Raw genomic sequence first — 21,558 nt, 5'->3', positions numbered from 1 at the left:
GCCACCCCCGCCACCCCCGCGCGGCTGCGGGCCGTGCTGGCCGAGGTCCGCTGGCAGGGGTACGCGTACTGCCCGGGATACGTCCACCCGGACGCCCTGGGCGTCGCAGCGCCGGTGCGCGACGCGCGGGGAGACGTGGTGGCCGCGCTGGCGGTGATCGTCCCCAACGATGCGGGCGCCTCGTCCGTCGTGCCCGTGGTGCGGACGGCGGCACGCGGTGTCTCCCGTGCGCTCGGGGTACCGGACACCCCCGGGCGGCGAGACCCGGGTGACACGCGTGACGGCAGTGCAACTGCCGTATGACAGCCGTCGGAAGTTGGTCTCTCACTGATTGAGAATGCCGTCGCGACCGTCCCTCTTCGCCGCGCATCCTGCGTGCAACCCAACGACGGGAGGCGACGACGTGGTCGGAACCAGTGTGGTTGCGGATGCCCAGTCCGGCATCGGCAAAGGGAAGTCGGCGGCGACTCTGACGGTCTCCGCGAAGGAGCACGTCGCCGAGGGCGTCGTAGCACTCACCCTCACCCACCCGGGCGGCGCCCGGCTGCCTGACTGGACGCCGGGTTCCCACATCGACCTCGTGCTGCCGGACGGGACGACCCGGCAGTACTCGCTGTGCGGCGACCGATGGGACGCGTACACCTACCGGATCGCGGTGCTGCGGGAGCCCGCGAGCGGGGGAGGATCCGCGTACGTGCACGACCGGCTGCGTCAGGGCGACCGCGTCGGGGTCGGTGGCCCGCGCAACCACTTCCCCCTCGTTCCGTCGGAGAGGTACCTGTTCATCGCGGGCGGCATCGGCATCACCCCGCTGCTGCCCATGGTGCGCCAGGCCGAACTGCTCGGCGCGGACTGGCAGTTGCTGTACGGCGGGCGTACGCGGTCGTCGATGGCCTTTCGCGAGGAGCTGACGGCGGCCTACCGCGAGCGGGTGCACATCGTTCCGCAGGACGAGCTCGGACTACTGGACCTCGCGGCCTGGCTGGGCACACCGCGACCGGACACCAAGGTGTACTGCTGCGGCCCCGCCCCGCTGCTCGCCGCCGTCGAAGCGGCGTGCGCCCCCTGGCCGCCGTACGCCCTGCGCGTCGAGCGCTTCACCGCCGGCGCGCGGACCGCGCCGGTGCGGGACACGCCGTTCGAGGTGGAATTGCGCCGTACTGGACGCACCGTCACTGTCACTTCGGACGTCTCCGTGCTGGAAGCAGTCCGCCGCGCCGGCGCCGACGTGCTGTCCTCCTGCGAGCAGGGCACCTGCGGCACATGTCTGACACCGGTGCTCGAAGGGCAGCCGGACCACCGGGACTCGGTGCTGGCCGACCATGAACGGGCCGCGAACGACTGCATGTTCCTGTGCGTGTCGCGCTCCTGCGGCGACCGCCTCGTCCTCGATCTCTGAGCCGGTCTCCGATCTCGAAGACTTTCACTTCCCAAGGAGCCGCCATGACCGAGGCACTGGAGTGTGCTGTCGTGCCGCCCGTCAGTGACGCCGACCCGTTCACGCACGAGGCCCTTCTGGACCCCGAACCGCTGCACCAGGCCCTGCGCGAGGCCGGTCCGGTCGTATACCTCTCGCGCTACGACGTCCACGCCCTGGCCCGCTACGAGCAGGTGCACACCGCGCTGGTGGACTGGCAGCACTTCGAGTCGGGTTCGGGCGTGGGTCTGGCCAACTTCCGGCACGAGAAGCCGTGGCGTCCGCCGAGTCTGCTGCTGGAGGCCGACCCGCCCCGGCACGACGCCCCGCGCCGTGTGCTGCGCGAGATCCTGGCCCCGCCCGCCCTGCGTCGTCTGCGCGAGACGTGGCACGCGGTGGCCGAAGACCTGGTCGATCAACTCCTCGCCCGGACAACCGAGTTCGACGGCTTCACCGCGCTCGCGGAGGCGTTCCCGCTGCGGGCCTTCCCGGACGCGGTGGGCCTCGGCCCTGACGGACGGGAGAACCTCCTGCCGTACGGCAACATGGCCTTCAACGCCTTCGGCCCGCGCAACGACCTCGTCGCGGCGGACGCGCACCGGGTGGCCGAGCTGTCGGCATGGGTGAACGCCCAGTGCGCACGTGAGGCATTGACCGAGGACGGCTTCGGGGCTGCCATCTGGGCCGCCGCCGACCGTGGCGATCTGACGTACGAACAGGCGCCGTTGGTGGTGCGTTCCCTGCTCACCGCCGGCGTCGACACCACCGTGCACGGCCTGGCGGCCTGCCTGTACGCCTTCGCCACCTACCCCGAGGAGTGGCAACGGCTGCGGGAGCGGCCCGAGCTGGCGCGGGCCGCGTTCGACGAGGCGGTCCGCTGGCAGTCACCGGTGCAGACCTTCTTCCGTACCGCCACCACCGAGGTCACCATCGCCGGCACGGTCATCCCGGCGGACACGAAGATCCTCATGTTCCTCGGCGCGGCCAACCGCGACCCGGCCCGCTGGAGCGACCCCGACCGCTTCGATCTCACCCGCGACCCCTCCGGCCACGTCGGCTTCGGCATGGGCCTCCACCAGTGCATCGGCCAGCACGTGGCCCGACTGGAGGCCGAGGCACTGCTGACCGCACTGGTCCGACGCGTCGAGCGGATCGAACTCACCGGAACACCGCACCGCCACCCCAACAACACCCTGCGCTCATGGGCGTCCCTGCCCGTGCGCGTCCAGCCGGCTGCTTGATCAGCCATCGCATCATCTCTGCGGAAAGTGAGGGAATCCAGCAATGTCCCAGCCGCGCCTGTTCAGCGCGGGCGGCCCTGGTACTGCTTCAACACCCACAACGCGCGGCAGAAAATGACCCTCGCCGACGGCACCGTCCTGCAGAGCGACGGGCCTGTCGACCACCGTGACGTGTTCCTGTCCCTGAGTGGCGGCACCGGCGCTTCGCTGTGCGCGCTTGTGGTCCCGCTCGGGACAGGCGGAGCCGGAAGGAAGGCTATATTCGAAAGGTGATCGACAAGGACGAGCACGCCCCCGACCCCGCAGGGCGGCGCAAGCCGCATCGGCGCCCGGCCGATCCCCGCCGTCGACACGATCCCGAACGCACCCGCCAGAGCATCATGGACGCGGCGAACGAGGAGTTCGGCAAGCACGGCTTCAAGGGGGCACGTGTCGAGCGGATCGCCGCCGCGGCCGGAGTGAACCATTCGCTGATCACCTACCATTTCGGCGGCAAGAAGGGCCTCTACGACGCCCTCACGGAGCGCTGGATCACCAAGGGCGCCAACATGATGAGCGGCGCGGAGACGTTCGCCGAGATCGTCCGGGACTATGTGCGCTGGGACCACGACGACAAGGTGCCGATCGTCCGCACGCTGGTCCGCGCCGAACTCGACGGCAAACCCACTCCCCCCGAGGCATGGGCGAACCGCCTGCTCGACGTCGTCGACGAAACCCGGAACAGGCAGGCCAGGGGCGAAATCCGCGCCGATCTCGATGTCGGCGCGTTGACCCTTGCATTCTTCGCCGCGGCGATCGCGCCGGAAGTGCTGCCGCAGCTGGCCGCCGCCGTCACCGGCGCGGACCCGGCTTCCCCCGAGTTCATCGACCGCTACGCCGAACAGCTGGCGCGCGTGATGTACGCGCTCGCCGAAACCCCCGAGGAGGGACCGGGGAGTCGGATGGTCCCCTCTCGCGGCGTCGATGAGGCGCAGGACGGGGATCAGCCCGGCAGCTGACGGCGCCCGGCTGTAGATGGGCCGGCTGCCAACCGGCCCGCTCCTCAACCACACTCGCGTGGTGGCGGCCCGGATGACGAACGGAGTGCCGCGTGCCGGGGGAAGGCCGCCACGCGTCGATGGCTCCACCGCTGCGCACGACGATGCATTTCGGGGGCAGCAGGCGGCGCATCGCAGCCGGTCCGGCGGCCTTGGCTTCGAACTTCACGGCCTCTGCCGGTCCGACGGCGGCGGTGTCTCCGGTCGCCGGGGCCGGCGTGACTGCGGGGGCCTCGTTCACAGGTCCCGGTAGGCAGACGGCCAGCGCCTCCGCCCACGTCACGACTCTCCCACCGTCACGCTCCGGCTGCGGGAACAGCCCGCCGCGTCCCTGCTGCTCAAAGAGCCACGGGACCGGCGTGGCCGTCAGCCGAAGAGGGCGCACCGGTACGCCTTTCGTTGAACGGAATGCGGCGTATCACCGCGAGTGGAAGCCCCGCACCATGGTCGGTCAGGGGGTGCGCCGCATGCCCGGCTACGTGGGCGAGGTACGTCGTTCGCCGTGGGGGCGGCGCTGGGCCTCTCTCCCCGATCGAGCCGGGAGCTGGGCGCGGAGCACTGGTCTTGAGGTGCCGCGGATGGCTGAGCGGGCAACGCTCACGGACATCTCCGGCCCGCGGAAAAGGAGTTGTGTCATGGCGGGACGTCTTGCGGGAAGAATTGCTGTGGTGACCGGCGGCAGTGCCGGGATCGGTCAGGAGATCGCCAGGAAGTTGTCGTCCGAAGGCGCCGATATCGCGGTCGCCGATTTCGACGCGGCGGACGATACGCAGGGGTTCGTCGAGGGGAACGGCCGCCGGTTCTTCAGTACGAAGGTCGACGTCTCCGACGAGGCGCAGGTGAATGCCTTCGCCGCGGAGGTCCGGTATGCGCTGGGCCGGATCGACATCGTCGTGAACAACGCGGGTATCGTGCCGTTCGCCGACATCGACGACGTGACGTTCGAGCAGTGGAACAGGGTCTTCGCGGTCAACGTGAACGGAGCCTTCCTGACGGTCAAGGCTTTTCTCGAGGACCTCAAGCAGTCGGACACCGGCCGGGTGATCAACATAACGTCTGGGAGTTACTGGGTGAGCCCGCCGCCGTTTGTCGCTTACGTCTCTTCAAAGGGCGCCCTCAACGGGCTTACCAATGTGCTGGCGGCGAACCTGGCGAAACACGATGTCACGGTCAACGCGGTCGCCCCCGGTCTGGTCCCGACGGCCACGGCACTCCGGAGCGCTGGTGAGGAATTCTTCGACATGACCGTACAGATGCAGAATCTGAAGCGGCGTCAGACGTCGGCGGACGTCGCCAACACGGTGGCATTCCTCGCCGGCGACGAAGCCGCGTTCATCACCGGCCAGATCCTCGCCGTCGACGGAGGACTCACACGCCGCTGACGCCTTGACGTCGCAGGTGGTCCAGCCCGTACCGGATTCACGGGAGACTGCCCGCCACCGCGGCCGGCAGCCGATCTCGACGAGGAGACGCCGTGCCAACCACCGATCGCGCGCCTGCCGGCCTCTCGACCTCTGACCTGTTCATCGGAGGTAAGTGGCTGCCGGCAGAAGGCGGCCGGTACGTAGAGACGGCTCAGGCCCTGACCGGACAACCGATTGCCCGAGTGGCGGCTGCGTCTTCAGCGGACGCATACTCGCCGAGGCCGCCGCACAGGCGTACTCCGCGGGCGGTGAAGTGATCCCGTCCGACGTGCCCGGGCTGACCGCACTGGCGATCCGGCAGCCGGCCGGAGTGGTGGTCGGCATCGCGCCCTGGAACGCACCACTGATCCTCGGCGTACGAGCGATCGCGATGATGGGACACGCTTTGGTTCATCGGCGGATCGGGCTAAGGACTCATGGCGAAGCCAGTGTCGGTCAGTTCCTCGGACAGCGCCCACAGGCGTTCAGCCGCCGCCGGATCGCTCGCGGCCGCGGTAGGGCTGACCAGGGTTGGGCCGCCGCGCATCCCGGACAGTCCGTCCGGCCCGACGTAACTCGCACCGGGAAGATCCTGGGTCGCGGCGAAGAGCGTCGGCAGGGCACCGGCCTCAGCGCTCTGCGCGACCACCCGGATGAACATGCGCAGCACCGGTTTCGGGGTGCGCAGCAGGTCTGTCGCCGCGAGGCCGGGATGCGCGGCGAGCGCACGCACAGGCGATCCGATCTCGCTGAGCCGCCGCTGCAGCTCAAGCGTGAAGAGCAGGTTTGCCAGCTTCGACTGGCCGTATGCCTGCCGGGAGTTGTAGGCGCCGCTGAGGTCCGGGTTGTCGAAGTTGATTCCGCTCACCCACCGGTGCGCAGCGGCGGAGACCGTCACGACACGGTCGGTGATGTGCGGCAGCAGCAGATTGGTGAGCGCGAAGTGGCCGAGGTGGTTGGTGCCGAAATGCGTCTCGAAGCCGTCCTTGGTGCGCCCCTCGGGAGCCATCATCACGCCCGCGTTGTTGATCAGCAGGTCCAGATCGCCGTCCCAGGAGGCGGCGAACTGACGCACCGACGAAAGGTCGGCGAGGTCGAGGTGGCGGACCTCATGGCTGCCAGGGACCGTGGCCGCGGCCTGTCTGCCCTTGTCGAGGTCGCGCACGGCGAGCACCACGTGCGCGCCTGCCTTGCCCAGCGCCTGGGCTGTAGGGATGCCCAGGCCGCTGTTCGCGCCGGTGACGACTGCCGTTCGGCCGGTCAGGTCGGGCATCTGGCTGATGTTCCAGGTGCTTTTCATAGGGTCAATGCCGCGGTACAGCGCCTCATCCTTGTCACGGGGCCACTTTTGACCGGGCTCGCCGACCGACGCCAGCGAGCCTTTCGATCATCGAAATCCAGACCTCAAATCCAGACCTCAAGGAACATCAGGCGTTGGCGGGAAGGCGCCGTGAGATGGCATCCGCGGCTCTGCGTACCTCGGGTGCCAGCCGGTCCACCTGCTCCGCTTCCGGAGCCAGAACTCCGAGTGCCGCGACGAACCGGCCCTCGGCGTCGAAGACAGGCGCGGCGACCGATGCCGTTCCGACTGTCAGCTCACCCCACGAGTAGCCGACCCGCGCATCCCGTACCCCGGCCAGCTCGGCTGCCAGCCGGCCGGGACCGGCGATGGTCCGTGCCGTGTACCGGCGCAGCGACGTGCACTGCAGGACGGCGCAGAGGTCCGGGTCGTCCGAGTAGGCGAGGATCACCTTTCCCACACCGGTCGCATGCAGCGGGAGGCTGCCGGCCACCTCCGCCACATTCGCGACCGCCCGGGGCCCGGCGACCTTGTCGACGCACACTGCCTCGTGATGGCCGGCGACGGCCAGATGAACGACCGTGCGGGTATGGCCCGCCAGCGACTGCATGACCGGGCGTGCCGCGCGGCGGAGGCCACGCTGTCGCGGTGCGGCGGAGCCCAGTTCCCACAGCCCGATACCGATCTGGAGGCTACCGTCGTCGTTCCGCTCCAGGGCGCCCTCGGCTATCAGCTCCCGTGACAGTCGGTGGGCGGTCGCCACCGGGATCCCCGACCGGCGTGAGATTTCGGTGAGCGTCATCGGGGCGGGGCTGCGCCGGCAGGCGTTCAGAATCGCGAAAACACGGCTCGTGCTGCTGCGGCCCGGTTCATTCGAGGTTGGCATGATTGCGCCGACGCCGTCTCAGAGGGCCGCTCGAAGGCTGAGGCGCCGATGATCGGCTTGGCGGGCGGGGGAGAGCGGATCGTAGGGGGCAAGGCGCGGGTGAGTCATGGTCAGGTCCTTACGTACGGGCTCTCGTACGGGCCGGGACTGGCGTCGGTACTCCGGCGCCAAGGCGCTTGAGTTTGATGACGGGGAGTCGATGATTGACGGCCACGGCGGTTGCCGTACCCCCGTCATGGCGCCATCTCAGCAGCGCACAGCGGTCGTCCACCGATCCGGCCAGGACTTCGGGGGTTCCAGTGAGCGGGAGTTCGCCGCTGATCTTGATGTCGAGTCCGGACTGCTCGGTCCAGAAGTAGGGGTCCGGTCGGTACGGGCGCACCGACTCGCCGTGCAGCAGGCTTGCCGCGGCCGTACGCCCCTGCTCAACGGCGTTGGTCCAGTGGGGTGTTCGGCGTCCCTGGCGAGATGCGACGTCTCCGGCGGCGACGATGCCGGGAGCGACGCGGCAGCATGCGTCGACGACGAGGCCGCCGCCCGCGTCCAGGGCCAGGCCGGAGTCCTCCAACCAGTCGGTGTTGGGCACATCACCGGCCGCGCAGACGATCACGTCGGCCGTCAGGACCGAATCGCCGCAGCGCACGCGGTGTTCGTCGAGCACGTCGACGCCGTCCGGTGCGACCCGGATCCGTATGCCGTGATCACGGGCGGCCGCGACGGCGAGATCGGCCACCCACGGACCGAGCAGCCTGAGCAGCGGCGGTACGAGGTCGACGACGGTGACCTCCAGACCGAGGGCGCGGCAGGTGCTGGCGACCTCCATGCCGAGGAAGCCACCGCCCAGCACGATCGTGCTGTGGGCCGCGGCCAGCCGGGCGGCGAGGGTCGAGGCGTCGTCCAGGGTGCGCACCACCAGGTCACTGTCGCCGGTGAGGCGGCGTGCCCGGGCACCGGTGGCGATCACCAGGCCGTCGTACGGTATGTCGGTGCCGTTGGCCGTTGTCACCCGACGGCCGCGCGTGTCGAGCCGCACGGCCCGTGCTCCGGTACGGAACTCGATGTCCTCGCTCGGGGGCGGCAGCAGAGCCGACTCCACGGACTCCCGCCCTGCCAGCACGCCTTTCGAGAGTGGAACGCGCGAGTAGGGCGGATGAGGCTCCTCGGAGAGCACGGTCACCTGGCCGTCGTAGCCCTCGGTACGCAGGCTCTGCGCCGCCGTGACCGCGGCGATGGATCCACCGACCACGACGATCCGTTTCACGGCCGCACCTTCAGCGCCGCGACGGGACACACCCGAACCGCGGCCGCGACGACGCTCTCGTACTCCGCGTCCACCTCGTCACGCGTCAGGTGCAACTCGCCCTCGTCGTCGAGGCGGAACACCTCGGGCGCGGCCTGTTCGCACAGCCCGTGGCCCTCGCAGCGCTCGAAGTCGACCACGATCCGGGTCATCTCCCTGTCCTTCCATGAATGTCAGGCATGCGAGGGCACTCCGGTCAGGCTTCGAGGGAAAGAACCGTTCGATCAGACCGGGGATGAGGGCGACGTCCCTCACTCAGGGAAGCCTTCATGACGTTGCCTTTCATCGGGCGGCATCGTGGATTCTCCGGCCTCGACGGCTGCCCGACCTCTGCTGAAACCGCAACGTAGCACCCAGATGTCGCTTTGATTAATACCTTCGACAAAAGTTTGTCAGACCTGTTCAGTGAGGCGAGTCGCGGTGCTACGTTGATCGCGTCGCGGAGGCGGGGCGGTCGATGATGCCCCGTCTGATGGCGCCGAGTCCTCGGTGCGTCGTCCTCTGAGAGAGCGTGACGACTGAGGAACGTCGCCCTGAGCTGAAACAGCGTCGCCGATAGAGGCCGGCCGGGCGGCGCATCGATGTCCCGCCCACCTCGGGCCGCCCAACGACAACGCCGCCACCGTCACCGCCGGTGCCCAGTGGCGTGCGGCCTGACCACTCTTCAGCTGGCAGAACCGGTTGTGAATCCGGTAACACGCATGGAAAGGGAACGATATGAGGGAACCGCTGAGCTACGAGATCGCCCGCCGAGCCACCGAGGCGGCCCTTGACGCGGCGCGTGCCGAGGGAGAGCGAATCAGCGTCACTGTGGTCAACCGCAGCGGTATCACGAAGGTCGTGCTCGCTGACGACGGCGCCGGGCCGATCGCGGTCTCGACGTCGCGTCTGAAGGCCTACACAGCTGCGGTCATGGGCATGACGACCGCCGACTTCGCAGAGGCGGCCGCGAGCCCGGTCATGAAAGCCAATCCGGTACATCTGGTCGACCCTCAGCTGCACCCGGTGCCAGGGGGATTCCCGATCGTCGCGGACGACGGCGAGGTCATCGGCGGCATCGGGGTGGGCGGGGCTCATGGAGGTGTGGACGCCCGCATCGCGGGCGAGGCGCTGAAGAGCATTGCCGACCTGCTGACTTGAGGGATGAGCGTAGGCGGACAAGAGGGTGATCGAGGACGTCCTCGTGGCCAGGGCGCGGCACTTGATGCGCCCAGGACATGGCGACAGAAGGGATGAATCGCATTGACCGCCAAGGTGCACCGTCGGCTGCTGCGCCCAGCTGAGCTTCGTGAGCTGTTGCGCCCCGCTCCGATCCAACTCAACGGCACGGAGCGACGATTGGCGCGAGCGGCTTCCATCGCCGACCTTCGCGCTCTCGCACGACGGCGGGCGCCCAGGGCGGTCTTCGATTTCGCCGACGGAGGAGCCGGGGTGGGAGAGCTCGCGCTGCGTCGAGCTCGTGAGACCTTCCGGCGCCTCGAGTTCCATCCGTCGGCACTCCGCGACGTCTCCCATGTGAGTACGGAAACGGTGATCCTCGGTAAACCGTCCGCCCAGCCTTTCGCGTTCGCTCCCACCGGCCTTACGCGCATGGTGCACACCGGAGGCGAACGCGCCGCCGTCGCCGTCGCCGAGCAGGCCGGGATTCCCTACGCCCTCTCCACGATGGGCAGTACCACGATCGAGGACACAGCGACGGCCGGTCCTCAGGCGCGCAAGTGGTTCCAGCTGTTTCTGTGGCGTGATCGGAGCTCGGCCAAGGAACTGGTCGACCGTGCGGCCGCGGCCGGGTACGACACGTTGATCCTCACCGTGGACACCCCGGTCGCCGGGACTCGGCTGCGCGACGTGCACAACGGGCTCACGGTGCCGCAGCAGCTCACGTTGCGCACCTTCGTCAACGGAGCCCTTCACCCCCGCTACTGGTTCGACCTGCTGACCACCGAGCCACTCACCTTCGCCAACCTGGCGACCTCCGAGGGCACGATCGCCGACCAGATAGACCGCGTCTTCGATCCCGCGATCACGATGGCCGACCTCGAATGGCTCCGCGGCTACTGGCAGGGCAGCCTTGTGGTCAAGGGCATCCAGTCGGTGCCGGATGCCCAGCGAGTGGTTGATGCCGGCGCGGACGGCATCGTGCTCTCCAGCCACGGCGGGCGGCAGTTGGACCGGGCCCCCGTACCCGTCGAGTTGGTCCCGGCCGTGCGCGAGAGACTGGACGGGCGGGCGGAAATTCTGGTCGACACCGGTATGACGACCGGTGCTGACATCGTGGCCGCCCTGGCGTTGGGTGCCAACGCCGCGTTGGTGGGTCGTGCCTTCCTCTACGGCTTGATGGCAGGCGGTCAGCGTGGGGTCGCTCGTGCCGTGGAGATCCTGTCGCGTGAGGTCGTCCAGACCATGGCACTGCTCGGGGTCAACAGTGTCACCGAACTACGCCCGGAGCACGTGTCGATCCGCTTCCCCTGACCACTGGGGCGAGCGCGCCAGGCGTGCGGGTGGCGCCGGCCGAGCCGGACCGTGTGCCTCTCCCACAGTGCCGCCCGCGTAGCGACTGCGCCCGCCGCGCCACTGCCCGGACCTGGCGCTCTCGTGGACGCGCGGCCGTCTGCGGAGACCAGGTCGCTGCGCCGCAGACAGAACGGCCGCCTCGGGCTCCGAGTGCGACCCACGCTGACTGACAACTGTTCATCAAGCTCGGTAGGAAGTAGTGAGAGTATGGCCAACGAGATCAGTTCCCCCGCCACCGCCGATGTCCCGCGTGCTGGTGAAAACGTCACTGTGGCCGGGCTGAACGCGTATCTGTCCCGCCCGCGGGAGGCCTCCACAGGCGGAATGTTGCTGTTGCCGTCGATCACCGGGATCTCGCCGCAGTTGCGCGAGTTCGCCGACGGCCTGGCCGCCGCTGGAGTCACCGCGCTGTCCTGGGACATCTGGCGCGGTCGGCCCGGCAGCGATGACCCGTCACAGATGGAGACCCAGTTTCAGTGGGCGTCGGAGCTGGATGACGAGTCCAGCCTGACCGAAATGGGCCAGCTGCTCGACCACATGTTTGGCGAGCTGGGTTGCCGACGGGTCGGTGTGATCGGCTGGTGCATAGGCGGCCGGTTCGCGCTGCTGCTCGGTGGACGGGACAGCCGGATGGCGAATGTGGTCGCCTATCACCCCACCGTGCGAGACACCCCGGCACCGAACCACACCCTGGATGCCACGGAGTTCACCGCCCGGATCGCCGCGCCTACCATGATCCTTTATCCAGGTGCGGACGAGGTCGTGTCGGTGGAGAGCTTTCGTCGGCTGCAGGCCGCTCTGAACTCGCGGACCACCGGGCCGAGCATCGCGCATGTCTACCCCGGAGCCGGGCACGGCTTCACCGCCCGCGCACAGCACGGCAACCCGATCAACAAGGCGGCCACCGACCTGTCCTGGCCCCAGGCCCTCGCGTTCATCCGGGCCACCACCCTCGTCTGAGCGGACTCGTTCCCGCGTCTCGTCGGCAATGCGTCTTCGAGCAGGACATCCACGATCGCCGATGACCGAGCCCCCTTCCGCGGATTCGCGTAAGGGGGCGTCGACGCAGCGGGCGCTTCCTCGACCACAGCCCGCTCACCGACACCGAATACGCGGAAGCCGTCGTGACCCACGCGGTGATGTGCATCGGGGGCCCCAACGCGGCCCCCGATGCACATCGTCCAGCCGGAACACGGCCGGGTGATCGCCCCGCACAACTCGTGGCCGGCACAGTGCGTGGCCGGCCACGATGTCCTCTACCTGAGTGTTCCCGTCGTCACGGTGACCGGGAGACTTTCCAGACCTCGGATGACGTTGTTGAGGTGCCGTCGTGGCGGGCCGGCCAGGTGGATCTCCGCTACATGATCCAGCAGCGCCGACAGGATCGCGTTGCCCTCCACCCGTGCAAGTCCCTGGCCGGCACAGGCGTGCACGCCGGAGCCGAACCCGACGTGGTCCATCGGCGCCCGGCCCACGTCGAACTTGTCCGGCTCCGGCCACTTGCGCGGATCCCGGTTGGCCGAACCGAACAACATCGCCACTTGAGCCTGCGGCGGGATGGTGACGCCGTCGATCTCAACCGCTTGAGTCGTGCGGCGGAAGAACACCTGCACCGGTGACTCGAAACGCACGACCTCCTCGAAAGCGGAACGGAGCAACGTCCGGTCGGTGCGCAGGGCCGTCCATGCGGTCGGGTGCTCGGCGAACAACCACAGCGCACTGCTGATCGCATTGATCGTCGTGTCCATGCTCGCCACCAGGTAGGCGCGCAACAGCCGTCCCACCTGGTGCTCCTCGATCACGCCCCGGTCGGCCGCCTGATACAGCGCCTCGCCCCAGCCACCTGGCGCAAGGTTCTCGCGGTTCATCATCGAGATGAGCTCATCGAGCAGCCGGTCGGAGACCTGCACCGACGCCGTCGTCCGCTCGTTGAGGGGGCCGAAGGTGTTGAAGAACGCGTCGGCGAATACGAGCACCTCGTCCCGCGCGCGCAGGGGCATCCCGATCAGATCCGCCACCACTGTCAGCGGGAACACCCGCGCCAGATCACCCACGACGTCGAATGAACCGCGGGCCACCACTGACTCGACCAGCTCAGCCGCACGCCGGGCCATGCCGTCTCGCAGGCCCGCCAACGCACGCGGGGCCAGGCTCTCCGACAGCACCGCGCGCAACACCTCGTGCTCCGGCGGGTCCGTCGCCAGCACACCACCTCGGCGGCGTTCGTTCAGCGACGGCTCATAGCCCACGCTGTCCACGGAGGAGAACCGTTCGTGGTCGCGCAGCGCCGCCCGTACGTGCTCGTACCGGGGCAGGGCCCAGCAGTCGTAGCGCTCCAGGTACACAGCGGCGCCCGTCTCCCGCAACACCGCATAGGCGGCGTAGGGATCGGTCAGGACATCGTCGGTGAAGATGTCCACATCGGATACCGGAACAGCGGCCGTAGTCATCCTTGACTCCCCATCATTCATCGCGGTGAACCGCATCAGTTCGTCTTTGAAGCTTCATTGAGGCCGCCCGTTCGCAGGGGTGACGTCGAGGACGCCGAGGTCGGTGATGATCCGGTGGACGCAGCGTTCGCCGGTGAGGGGCAGGCTGGTTGGCCAGGTCGCTGTGTTCCGAGAAGACCTGCGGGGGGCGAGGCCACGGCGACCGAGCCTGCCCCGGCCTCCGGCCGAGTGGGGGTACCCCAAGCGGTAGCTGGGGGAGTGCCCGCAGACGCGTACCGCCAGGGCAATCCGCTCCGGGCGACGCGCCGTCGGGGATGTCGGCCACCGCATGCGGCCGCCGGCCTGGCCCCGCAGTGAAGCGGCGTGTCCGCTGGGTCCTGGGCGAGGGCCGTTTCCGAGTGCGGAGCCTGGACGTGGCACGCCTGCGCGGTGATGCTCTTGTCGCCTGGGCATTCGTCTCCCACTGAGTCGTGGGGAGGCCATGCGCCGCGTCAGGCCGGGCATGCTTCCGGGTCCGGCGCTCTTCTCAGGCGCCGATCATGTTGAAGCCGCCGTCGGCGTTGAGGTAGACGCCGGTCATGTGGGCGGCGTCGTCGGTGGCGAGGAAGAGGGCGGTGCCCGCGAGTTCGGCCGGGCCGGGGATGCGGCCCATCGGGGTCTTGGCGATCATGTCCTCGCGGCGGCCGGACTTCCAGTCCGCCCGGCCCAGGAGTGTCTCGGTCTCGATGAAGCCGGGTGCGAAGGTGTTGACCCGTACGAAGGGGGCGAAGGCCTGGGCGTAGGACTTGGTGATGCCGAGGATGCCGTACTTCGCGGCGGCGTACTGCGGGGCTCGCGCGCTGCCGCGCACGATGACCGTGGAGCCGATGTTGACGATCGCGCCGTGGCCCTGGTCCAGCATCCGGGAGCCGAACTCGTGCGTGCAGAGCATGGTTCCCTTGATGTCCACGGCGAGTACGTGGTCGATGGACTCCTCGGTCAGGTTCCGCCAGGACATCTGGTCGCCCGCCACGTCACCGACGTTGTTGACCAGCACGTCGAGGCCGCCGAACTGGCTGAAGACCTCCTCGGCCATACGGATGACGTCGGCGTGGACGGCGATGTCGGCCTGCACGGTGAACGCCTCGCCGCCCACTTCCTTGATACGGGCGACGGTCTTCTCGGCTCCGGCGGCCGAGCTGCGGTAGTGGACGGCGACGCGGGCGCCCTCCTGGGCGGCGCGGACGGCGATCTCGGCGCCGTAGCCGGTGCCGGCACCGGTGACCAGGACGGTTCGGCCTTCGAAGCGGCGGGGAATGGGCACGGGGGGCGGGGTGTGGTCGGACATGCGGGTCCTTGTCTGCGATGGTCGGACGCGGGTTCCGGGGCAGGGGTGACGGAGACAGGTGGCGGGCTGTCGCGGCCCTCAGCCTCAGGCGGCTGGGCGGGTCAAGGGCCGGTGAAGTGCTGGCGGATTTCGCCGATGCCCTCGATGCGGCTGACGAGTTCGTCGCCATCGGTGAGGTAGCGCGGCGGGTTCATGCGGTTGCCGACGCCCGCCGGGGTGCCGGTGAAGACCAGGTCACCGGGGAAGAGCGGCAGCACGGCCGAGAGCCGGGCGATGAGCTCCGGCACCGGGAAGATCATGGACTTGGTGCGGTCCTGCTGGACGATCTCGCCGTTCAGCACTCCGGTGATCTCCAGGTCGTCGGGGACGTCGAGTTCGTCGGGGGTGACCAGGACAGGACCGATGGGGCCGAAGCCGGGGAAGGACTTGCCCAGGCTGAACTGGGCTGGTTTTCCCTGGAGTTGGGTGATGCGTTCGGAGAGGTCCTGACCCACGGCCAGGGCGGCCACCGCCTTCCAGGCGCGGTCCTCGCTCACCCGGTACGTCTCGCGCCCGATCACCGCGACGAGTTCGACCTCCCAGTCGACCTTGCCCTGGGGGAGGGCGACGCTGGTGTGCGGTCCGGTGACGCAGGCCGGGAACTTGGTGAAGACGAGCGGTTCCTCGGGGGGAGTGAAGCCCGCTTCCGCGGCATGCGGCGGGTAGTTGAGGGCCACGGCGAACACCTGGCGGGGGCGGGGCACCGGCGCGCCGAGCGCGGTGGGGTCGACCGGGATGTCGTACGCATCCTCGGGCAGCCCGGCCGCCCAGTCGCGTATGCGTGGCCAGTCCTCCAGCAGTGCCATCGGGTCGGTGGGCAGTCTGCCCCGTGAGGCCCAGCGGACGTTGGCGGCCCGGGCGCCGCTGACCACGACGGTGTGGCCGTCGAGGACGCCGAGCCTCACCAGTCCACCTTCTCGGGTACGGGGGTCCCGTGCCCCTCCTGCCAGCTGACGATGGGGGTGCGCAGGACGCCGAGGCGCTCGACCTCGGCCTCGACGACGTCGCCGGGCTTGAGGTACATGTCCGGGTCGCCGCTGAAGCCGGCCACGCCCTGGACGGTTCCGGTGGTGATGAGGTCGCCGGCGCTGTAGCCCTGCGGGGAGTGGTAGGCGACCAGGTGCGGGATGGAGACCGACATGCGGTTGGTGTTGGACTTCTGCCGGACCTGGCCGTTGACGCGCAGTTCCATGTCGAGGTTCTGCGGATCGGGGATCTCGTCGGCGGTGACGATGTAGGGGCCGACGGGGCAGAAGGTGTCGATGGCCTTGCAGAAGGAGAAGACGCCGGACTTCATCTCGCGGCGCTGGATGTCGCGGGCGGTGATGTCGTTGAAGACGACATAGCCGGCGATGTGGTCGGGCGCGTCGTCGACGCCGAAGAACTTGCCCGGCTTGCCGATGACGACGGCGATCTCCAACTCGTAGTCCAGCTCGCTGGTCAGGTGCTCCGGGTAGATGACCGGCTCCTCCGGGCCGACGATCGCGTCGACGTTCTGGAAGAAGACGATGCCCTTGTGCATGGGGTGCGACCAGTCGACGTTCTTCGACTCGGTCTCGTGCTCACGGAAGTTGCCGGACGTATGGAAGAACTTCTTCGGCTCGATCGGCGCGCGCAGCGTCACGTCGTCCAGCCGCAGCCGCTCACCGGTCTCCAGGACCTTGCCGTCGCGTTCGAAGTACCCCCGGGTGCTGTGGACTTCGAGTGGCAGCACGAGCCGTTCCTCGAGTTCCAGCCTGCCGACCCGCCCGTCGTCGAAGGTGATCAGCTTCACGATTTTCTGCTTTCTTTCGTAGAGTGAAAGCAATATTCACTGTGTGAACTTTGAGTTGAGTATTGAAGGGTCACCGTGGACTGTCAAGGCGTTGCCAGGGGTTGAGGTCCGCGGTCATCAGAACTGGATGCGCTGCCCTCGTCCAGGAAAACGCGCAGCTGGAGGGCGAGCATCGAGTAGTAGCCGACCAGCGTCGTCAGCTCGAACACGCCTCGCTCTCCGACCGCGGCCACGGCGTCGGCGTACTCGTCGTCGTTCAATGTGCCGTGCCGCAGCAGCGCTGTCGTCGCCCACAGGGCAGCTTGCTCGGCCGGCTCGGTGAGCTCCGGCACCCGGCCGGCCCGCAGTGCGGCCATCTCCGATTCGGCCAGGCCGCCGCTGGTGCGGCCGAGGGCTTCGTGAGCTTCCCGCTCGAAGGCGCTGTCCCAGTGGGCCGCCACGGCGAGGATCGCCATTTCCCGCACGCGATCGCTCAGCGAGGAGCCGTAGCGCACAGCCGTGCCGAGGGCCTGCGTCGCCAGCCCCACCGGGGGGCTCAGCAGCATGGCGTTGAAGGGGCCGCGCAGTCGCCCCTCCTGGTCGGTCAGCGGGAACGCCTGCGGCCCCGAGGCGCGGGCGCCGCCGGTGATGGCCCGGTAGACCTCGGCCTGCTCCTCGTCCAGTTCACCGGGCAGCAGCCCGCCCAGTCGCACTCCCATTCCGTCCTCCTTGTCGTCGCCTATGGCAGATGTCTGATGCTGACTTCCATACAATGAAAGTGACCGTGTTCCGTCGTAGTGCTCACCATGCCCAGCAGACAGAAAGCGAGGCCCTTGGTGCCGCCGCCTGAAAAGCCGACCAGCCCTCTGCCCGCCGACGGCTCCGCGGCGTCCAAACGCAGCTACCAGGTCGAGGCGCTGGCCAAAGGGCTGCGGTTGCTCGGGCAGTTCTCCGAACAGCGGTCGTCGATGAAGCTGACAGACATGGCCGCCGGGGCCGGCGTGCCGTTGCCGACCGCCTTCCGGATGGCCGCCACCCTGGTGACCGAGGGGTTCTTGGAGCAGCTGCCGGACGGCGCCTACCGTCCGGCCCCCAAAGTCCTCACGCTGGGTTTCGCGGCGCTGCGTGGCATGAACGTGGTGGAACTCGCCGACGGGCCGCTGCGCCGGCTCGCCGCGGCGACGGGTCAGACGGTCAACCTGGGCACCCTGTCGGGCGACCAGGTGCTGTACCTGATCCGGCTGCGCAACAACGACCTGGTGACCGCGAACATCCAGGTGGGCTCGCGGCTTCCGGCAGTCGGCACGTCCATCGGAAAGGTACTGCTGAGCAGCCTGGACGATGCCGAGCTGACGCAGCGCCTGACGGAGGAGTCCTTCGCCGGGGCGACCGGCCCGAACGCGATCCGGTCGCCGGCCGAGCTGCGGCCGGCGCTGGCCGAGATCCGCAAGCGGGGCTGGGCGGTGCAGGACGAGGAACTCGCCTACGGGCTGCGCTCGGTGGCCGCGCCCGTGCGCGACGCGTCCGGCTCGGTGGTGGCCGCGGCCAATGTGGCGGTACCCGCGATGGGGTACCCCGTCACCCGCCTGCTCGACGAACTGCGCCCGCGCCTGCTGAACGTATGCCAGGAGATCACGCGGCTGCTCGGCGGAAGTTGACGGACGAGGCGGCCTGCGGTGCCGTCCCGTCCGGCCGGCTCCTGACTCAGACGAGTGTGCGGCCGCCGTCCACATACAGCACCTGCCCCGTGATGAACGACGCCCGCGCCGAGGCGAGGAACAGCACCGCGCCGACCACATCCTGCGGGGTGCCCAGACGCCCGGCCGGGACCAGGCTGACCATCTCCTCGCGCATCCCCGGCCTGTCCAGGTACTCGCGAGTGAGTTCGGTCTCGGTGTAGCCAGGGCCAACCGCGTTGACGGTCACACCGTCGGCGGCCCACTCCCGGGCCATCACCCTCACCAGCTGGTCAAGGCCGCCCTTGGTCGCCGCGTACGGGGCATGGTGCGGATGGGCGAGCCGGGAGGAGACCGAGGAGAAGAACACCATGCTCCCGCGCCCTGCCTGGCGCATCAGACGTCCCACGGCGCGCCCGGCATAGAACGCGCTCGACAGGTTCAGCGTGACGATCCGCTCCCACACCTCGTCCGGTGTGTCGACCACCGCCCGGCGGTCGTTGGTTCCCACCGCGTGTACCAGTACGTCCAGCCCGCCGAGTTCATCTGCCGCCGCCCGGACGGCTTCCTCGCACCCCACCGAGGTCGTGACATCGGCGGGAATCACCCGCACATCGGCGTCGGCGAGCGCCGGATCGGCTTGCAGGGCCTTGAGCTTGGCCTCGTCCACGTCCACGACGGTCAGGTGCGCCCCGGCCTGCGCGAGCCCCTGGGCGCAGGCGGCACCCAGGCCGCCTGCACCCATGACGAGCGCCCGGCGGCCCTCGAGTCCCAACCAACCCATGGCGCACTCCTCTATTGACTTTCATGCAATAAAAGTGACTTTCAAGCATGGACGGTAAGTCGAACGATGACGCGATGTCCATCGTTCCTGCCGGACCCGCTCTTGACCTTCACCCGGTCGCAGTGCTTTCGTTTGCTGACAGTTGAAAAAGTTACTTTCATTCTGTGAAAATCGTTGGGAGCGTGTGCAGGGGCTGCCTACTCCTGCACGTCGCTCGCCGAGGCGCTTGCGCAGCGGCTCGCCCCGGCCTGGAGCGCTGGGCGAGTCAGGAGTCTCCGGGCGACAAGGACGCCTTCCCGCTTCCGTACGTCGAGCGCTCGCTATGTGCTCCCTTGCCCTCACTCATTCATCTCAGGAGCCCCCTTGAGCGACTCGACCCCGGCTGTGGAGGCGGAGGAACACAACTCCTCCGGCACTCCTCGCCACTTCGGCCTCATATTCGCCGCTCTCATGGCGGCGATGCTGCTCTCGTCCCTGGACCAGACGATCGTCAGCACCGCGCTGCCGACCATCGTCGGCGAGCTGCACGGCGTGAACCACATGGCATGGGTGACCACCGCGTACATCCTCGCGGCCACCATCGCGATGCCCGTCTACGGCCGCCTCGGCGACCTGATCGGCCACAAGTCCCTGTTCCTCGGCGGCATCGGGGTCTTCCTCGTCGGCTCCGTGGTCGCGGGTGTGGCGCAGGACATGACCTGGCTGATCATCGGCCGGGCCGTGCAGGGGCTGGGCGGCGGCGGACTGATGATCACCTCGCAGGCGATCATCGCCGACCTCGTGCCACCGCGGCAGCGCGCGAGATACATGGCCCCGATCGGTGCCGTCTTCGGCCTCTCCGCCGTCGCCGGACCACTGCTCGGAGGCTGGTTCACCGACAGCATCGGCTGGCGCTGGTCCTTCTGGATCAACCTGCCGGTCGGCGCCCTGGCCCTCGCCGTCGGCGCGTTCGCCCTGCGCCTGCCGCGCAGAGCCGCCGAGGTCGCCTTCGACTACCTCGGCTTCGCCCTCATGGCGTTCGCGGTGACCTGCACGGTGCTCGTGACCACCTGGGGCGGCACGGAATACTCCTGGTCCGATCCGCTCATCATCGGCATGGCCGTCGGCGGCCTGCTGGCCTGGGTGGTCTTCTTCTTCTCCCAGAGCCGTGCCACGGAGCCGATCATCCCGCTGTGGCTGTTCCGCAGCCGGATCTTCAACATCGCCACCCTGATCGGACTCCTGGTCGTCGGCATCGGAATGTTCGCGATCCTCGGCTACCTGCCCACATACCTGCAGATGGTCTACGGTCTCAGCGCCACCGAGTCCGGGCTGCTGCTCATCCCCATGGTCGTCGGCATGATGGCCACCTCCCTCCCGTCCGGAAGGCTGATGAGCAGCACCGGACGCTACAAGGTCTTCCCGATCGTCGGCACGGTCCTCGTCTGCCTCGCCGCGCTGCTGATGTCCACTCTGGACACCGGGACCTCGCTCGTGCTGGTCTGCGTCTACGTGTTCCTGCTGGGAGCCGGCCTCGGCATGACGATGCAGCCCCTGGTCCTGGCCGTGCAGAACGACTTCCCCGGCTCCGACGTGGGCACCGCGACCTCCGCCAACAACTTCTTCCGCGAGATCGGCTCCACCCTCGGCACCGCGGCCGTCGGCTCACTGTTCACCCACCGCCTCATCGACCAGCTCGGCGACCGCCTCTCCGCCGACGCCACCAGGCCCGACACCCAGTCGCTCACCCCGGCCCTGGTCCACTCCCTCCCGGACAAGATCCAGGACGCGGTGATCCTGGCCTACCAGCACGCCCTCACACCGGTCTTCGGCTACCTGGTCCCGGTGTTCGCCCTCGGTCTCGTACTCGCCTTCCTCCTCCCGGAGAAGAAACTCGCCGACGACAAGGACCCCGGCCCCGACCCGACGTCGGCCGCCCAGCCCGGTGTGACAGGGCCGGACAACACTGAGGCGCCGGCACCGACAGGGCGCTGAGCCGCACGCGTCGTCAATGGAGTCGGCGCTCATTTGGCTTCCCGTGGCCACCGGTTCCAGCCGCCGGGCATGGTCGGTGACCCACGCCTGCATGTCCGTGTCCTGGCTCGGATCGTCCCATACCGTGACCAGCTCAATCAGGGTTTCTCCGAGGAGAGAGAAGGCCATGTCCGGCAGCTCGGGGCGTACTCGAGGTTCATCCAGTTGACGTGTGACCGCGGGGTGGGGAGCGAGGTGAGAGCCGCGTCGAGGGCCGGCACCAGGGCGGATGCCGACGCGTTCGACATGATGTTGTCGTGGGCGTACCGGAGACCGGCCGGGTACAGGTCATCCACGCCCGTGAGGTCCTGCATGCCCCCGATCGCGGCGGGGTCAATGTGCCAGATCGCCTTGTCCGCAGGGGCGCGTTCGTGAAGGGCGCGAGTGACTCGTCGGCCTCGCGCTCGGAGTCGGCGAA

The 21,558-nt window shown here is 68.8% G+C and carries 21 protein-coding genes and 2 pseudogenes; 11 read left to right on the top strand and 12 right to left on the bottom strand.

The features are described from left to right. The 6 genes and pseudogenes from G5C60_RS20560 to G5C60_RS53710 all read left to right on the top strand — a co-directional run. A partial coding sequence (locus G5C60_RS20560; RefSeq protein ID WP_277611359.1) for an IclR family transcriptional regulator domain-containing protein occupies positions 1-303 on the top strand: 303 nt, incomplete at its 5' end. 100 nt (positions 304-403) lie between these two features. Further along, entirely contained in the window at positions 404-1,399 is a 996-nt protein-coding gene (locus G5C60_RS20555) for a 2Fe-2S iron-sulfur cluster-binding protein (RefSeq protein WP_165261378.1), read from the top strand. A 44-nt stretch (positions 1,400-1,443) separates the two neighbouring features. Further along, positions 1,444-2,658, top strand: a complete 1,215-nt coding sequence (locus tag G5C60_RS20550; protein ID WP_165261376.1) for a cytochrome P450 — start codon at positions 1,444-1,446, stop codon at positions 2,656-2,658. Between the two features lie 269 nt (positions 2,659-2,927). Further along, positions 2,928-3,656: a TetR/AcrR family transcriptional regulator gene (locus G5C60_RS20545; protein ID WP_338145875.1), complete on the top strand. Its 729-nt coding sequence runs from the start codon at positions 2,928-2,930 to the stop codon at positions 3,654-3,656. 674 nt (positions 3,657-4,330) lie between these two features. Next, on the top strand, positions 4,331-5,077 hold the full coding sequence (locus tag G5C60_RS20540) for an SDR family NAD(P)-dependent oxidoreductase (RefSeq protein WP_206439774.1): 747 nt from the start codon (positions 4,331-4,333) through the stop codon (positions 5,075-5,077). A gap of 154 nt (positions 5,078-5,231) precedes the next feature. Beyond that, positions 5,232-5,432, top strand: a pseudogene (locus G5C60_RS53710) (hypothetical protein); the annotation flags it as partial. Positions 5,433-5,525: 93 nt separating this feature from the next. Here the strand turns inward: G5C60_RS53710 and G5C60_RS20530 are convergent. The 4 genes from G5C60_RS20530 to G5C60_RS20515 all read right to left on the bottom strand — a co-directional run bounded on the left by G5C60_RS20530 (position 5,526) and on the right by G5C60_RS20515 (position 8,736). After that, a complete protein-coding gene (locus G5C60_RS20530; protein WP_165261374.1) occupies positions 5,526-6,398 on the bottom strand; it encodes an oxidoreductase in 873 nt (290 codons plus the stop codon). A 127-nt stretch (positions 6,399-6,525) separates the two neighbouring features. Continuing rightward, positions 6,526-7,284 (bottom strand): IclR family transcriptional regulator, encoded by a 759-nt coding sequence (locus tag G5C60_RS20525; protein WP_165261372.1) that lies wholly within the window; start codon positions 7,282-7,284, stop codon positions 6,526-6,528. A 118-nt stretch (positions 7,285-7,402) separates the two neighbouring features. Next, on the bottom strand, positions 7,403-8,545 hold the full coding sequence (locus G5C60_RS20520) for an FAD-dependent oxidoreductase (protein WP_165261370.1): 1,143 nt from the start codon (positions 8,543-8,545) through the stop codon (positions 7,403-7,405). Further along, positions 8,542-8,736, bottom strand: a complete 195-nt coding sequence (locus tag G5C60_RS20515; RefSeq protein WP_165261368.1) for a ferredoxin — start codon at positions 8,734-8,736, stop codon at positions 8,542-8,544. Before G5C60_RS20515 ends, G5C60_RS20520 begins: the two co-directional genes overlap by 4 nt. Positions 8,737-9,301: 565 nt before the next feature. On the opposite strand from G5C60_RS20515, the gene G5C60_RS20510 reads away from it, so the two are divergent. From G5C60_RS20510 to G5C60_RS20500, 3 genes are all read left to right on the top strand, one after another. Further along, complete coding sequence (locus G5C60_RS20510; protein WP_165261366.1) at positions 9,302-9,724, top strand: GlcG/HbpS family heme-binding protein; 423 nt, start codon at positions 9,302-9,304, stop codon at positions 9,722-9,724. A gap of 114 nt (positions 9,725-9,838) precedes the next feature. After that, positions 9,839-11,056 carry an alpha-hydroxy acid oxidase gene (locus tag G5C60_RS20505; RefSeq protein WP_338145876.1) on the top strand — a complete coding sequence of 406 codons (1,218 nt, stop codon included), beginning with the start codon at positions 9,839-9,841 and terminating at the stop codon, positions 11,054-11,056. Positions 11,057-11,305: 249 nt separating this feature from the next. Then, positions 11,306-12,058, top strand: a complete 753-nt coding sequence (locus tag G5C60_RS20500; protein WP_165261362.1) for a dienelactone hydrolase family protein — start codon at positions 11,306-11,308, stop codon at positions 12,056-12,058. Between the two features lie 296 nt (positions 12,059-12,354). Here G5C60_RS20500 and G5C60_RS20495 read toward each other — a convergent pair whose 3' ends face one another. The 6 genes and pseudogenes from G5C60_RS20495 to G5C60_RS20475 all read right to left on the bottom strand — a co-directional run bounded on the left by G5C60_RS20495 (position 12,355) and on the right by G5C60_RS20475 (position 17,386). Then, positions 12,355-13,584, bottom strand: coding sequence for a cytochrome P450 (locus G5C60_RS20495; RefSeq protein ID WP_241266938.1), 1,230 nt, complete (start codon positions 13,582-13,584; stop codon positions 12,355-12,357). A 42-nt stretch (positions 13,585-13,626) separates the two neighbouring features. Beyond that, positions 13,627-13,695: pseudogene (locus G5C60_RS52200) on the bottom strand (succinyl-CoA--3-ketoacid-CoA transferase); the annotation flags it as partial. 379 nt (positions 13,696-14,074) lie between these two features. Then, on the bottom strand, positions 14,075-14,875 hold the full coding sequence (locus G5C60_RS20490) for an SDR family NAD(P)-dependent oxidoreductase (protein ID WP_206439773.1): 801 nt from the start codon (positions 14,873-14,875) through the stop codon (positions 14,075-14,077). A gap of 101 nt (positions 14,876-14,976) precedes the next feature. Beyond that, positions 14,977-15,819: a fumarylacetoacetate hydrolase family protein gene (locus G5C60_RS20485; protein WP_165261360.1), complete on the bottom strand. Its 843-nt coding sequence runs from the start codon at positions 15,817-15,819 to the stop codon at positions 14,977-14,979. Beyond that, positions 15,816-16,688 (bottom strand): fumarylacetoacetate hydrolase family protein, encoded by an 873-nt coding sequence (locus G5C60_RS20480; protein WP_165261358.1) that lies wholly within the window; start codon positions 16,686-16,688, stop codon positions 15,816-15,818. The genes G5C60_RS20485 and G5C60_RS20480 overlap by 4 nt, the downstream gene beginning before the upstream one ends. An 83-nt stretch (positions 16,689-16,771) precedes the next feature. Next, positions 16,772-17,386, bottom strand: coding sequence for a carboxymuconolactone decarboxylase family protein (locus G5C60_RS20475; protein WP_165261356.1), 615 nt, complete (start codon positions 17,384-17,386; stop codon positions 16,772-16,774). An 87-nt stretch (positions 17,387-17,473) separates the two neighbouring features. Between G5C60_RS20475 and G5C60_RS20470 the strand changes: the two genes are divergently transcribed. Further along, positions 17,474-18,325 carry an IclR family transcriptional regulator gene (locus G5C60_RS20470; RefSeq protein WP_206439771.1) on the top strand — a complete coding sequence of 284 codons (852 nt, stop codon included), beginning with the start codon at positions 17,474-17,476 and terminating at the stop codon, positions 18,323-18,325. Positions 18,326-18,371: 46 nt separating this feature from the next. On the opposite strand, the gene G5C60_RS20465 is transcribed toward G5C60_RS20470, so the two are convergent. Continuing rightward, complete coding sequence (locus G5C60_RS20465; protein ID WP_165261354.1) at positions 18,372-19,127, bottom strand: SDR family NAD(P)-dependent oxidoreductase; 756 nt, start codon at positions 19,125-19,127, stop codon at positions 18,372-18,374. A gap of 363 nt (positions 19,128-19,490) precedes the next feature. Between G5C60_RS20465 and G5C60_RS20460 the strand changes: the two genes are divergently transcribed. Next, positions 19,491-21,101 carry an MDR family MFS transporter gene (locus G5C60_RS20460; protein WP_241266937.1) on the top strand — a complete coding sequence of 537 codons (1,611 nt, stop codon included), beginning with the start codon at positions 19,491-19,493 and terminating at the stop codon, positions 21,099-21,101. Positions 21,102-21,238: 137 nt separating this feature from the next. Here G5C60_RS20460 and G5C60_RS51170 read toward each other — a convergent pair whose 3' ends face one another. Next, on the bottom strand, positions 21,239-21,454 hold the full coding sequence (locus G5C60_RS51170; protein WP_206439770.1) for a hypothetical protein: 216 nt from the start codon (positions 21,452-21,454) through the stop codon (positions 21,239-21,241). Positions 21,455-21,558 lie beyond the last annotated feature (104 nt).

The organism is Streptomyces scabichelini (genome assembly GCF_011045015.1).
Taxonomy (GTDB): Bacteria; Actinomycetota; Actinomycetes; order Streptomycetales; family Streptomycetaceae; genus Streptomyces; species Streptomyces scabichelini.
Note: the sequence above shows the minus strand (reverse complement) of the source record. Positions and strands in the feature narration are given on the sequence as shown.

Bases quoted from the DNA above. Each gene is read 5' to 3' on its own strand.
- G5C60_RS51170 (WP_206439770.1), bottom strand. From the start codon at position 21,454: ATGCAGGACCTCACGGGCGTGGATGACCTGTACCCGGCCGGTCTCCGG.
- G5C60_RS20530 (WP_165261374.1), bottom strand. From the start codon at position 6,398: ATGAAAAGCACCTGGAACATCAGCCAGATGCCCGACCTGACCGGCCGA.
- G5C60_RS20515 (WP_165261368.1), bottom strand. From the start codon at position 8,736: ATGACCCGGATCGTGGTCGACTTCGAGCGCTGCGAGGGCCACGGGCTG.
- G5C60_RS20490 (WP_206439773.1), bottom strand. From the start codon at position 14,875: ATGTCCGACCACACCCCGCCCCCCGTGCCCATTCCCCGCCGCTTCGAA.
- G5C60_RS20510 (WP_165261366.1), top strand. From the start codon at position 9,302: ATGAGGGAACCGCTGAGCTACGAGATCGCCCGCCGAGCCACCGAGGCG.
- G5C60_RS20550 (WP_165261376.1), top strand. From the start codon at position 1,444: ATGACCGAGGCACTGGAGTGTGCTGTCGTGCCGCCCGTCAGTGACGCC.
- G5C60_RS20470 (WP_206439771.1), top strand. From the start codon at position 17,474: ATGCCCAGCAGACAGAAAGCGAGGCCCTTGGTGCCGCCGCCTGAAAAG.
- G5C60_RS20465 (WP_165261354.1), bottom strand. From the start codon at position 19,127: ATGGGTTGGTTGGGACTCGAGGGCCGCCGGGCGCTCGTCATGGGTGCA.
- G5C60_RS20525 (WP_165261372.1), bottom strand. From the start codon at position 7,284: ATGCCAACCTCGAATGAACCGGGCCGCAGCAGCACGAGCCGTGTTTTC.
- G5C60_RS20495 (WP_241266938.1), bottom strand. From the start codon at position 13,584: ATGCGGTTCACCGCGATGAATGATGGGGAGTCAAGGATGACTACGGCC.
- G5C60_RS20475 (WP_165261356.1), bottom strand. From the start codon at position 17,386: ATGGGAGTGCGACTGGGCGGGCTGCTGCCCGGTGAACTGGACGAGGAG.
- G5C60_RS20500 (WP_165261362.1), top strand. From the start codon at position 11,306: ATGGCCAACGAGATCAGTTCCCCCGCCACCGCCGATGTCCCGCGTGCT.
- G5C60_RS20540 (WP_206439774.1), top strand. From the start codon at position 4,331: ATGGCGGGACGTCTTGCGGGAAGAATTGCTGTGGTGACCGGCGGCAGT.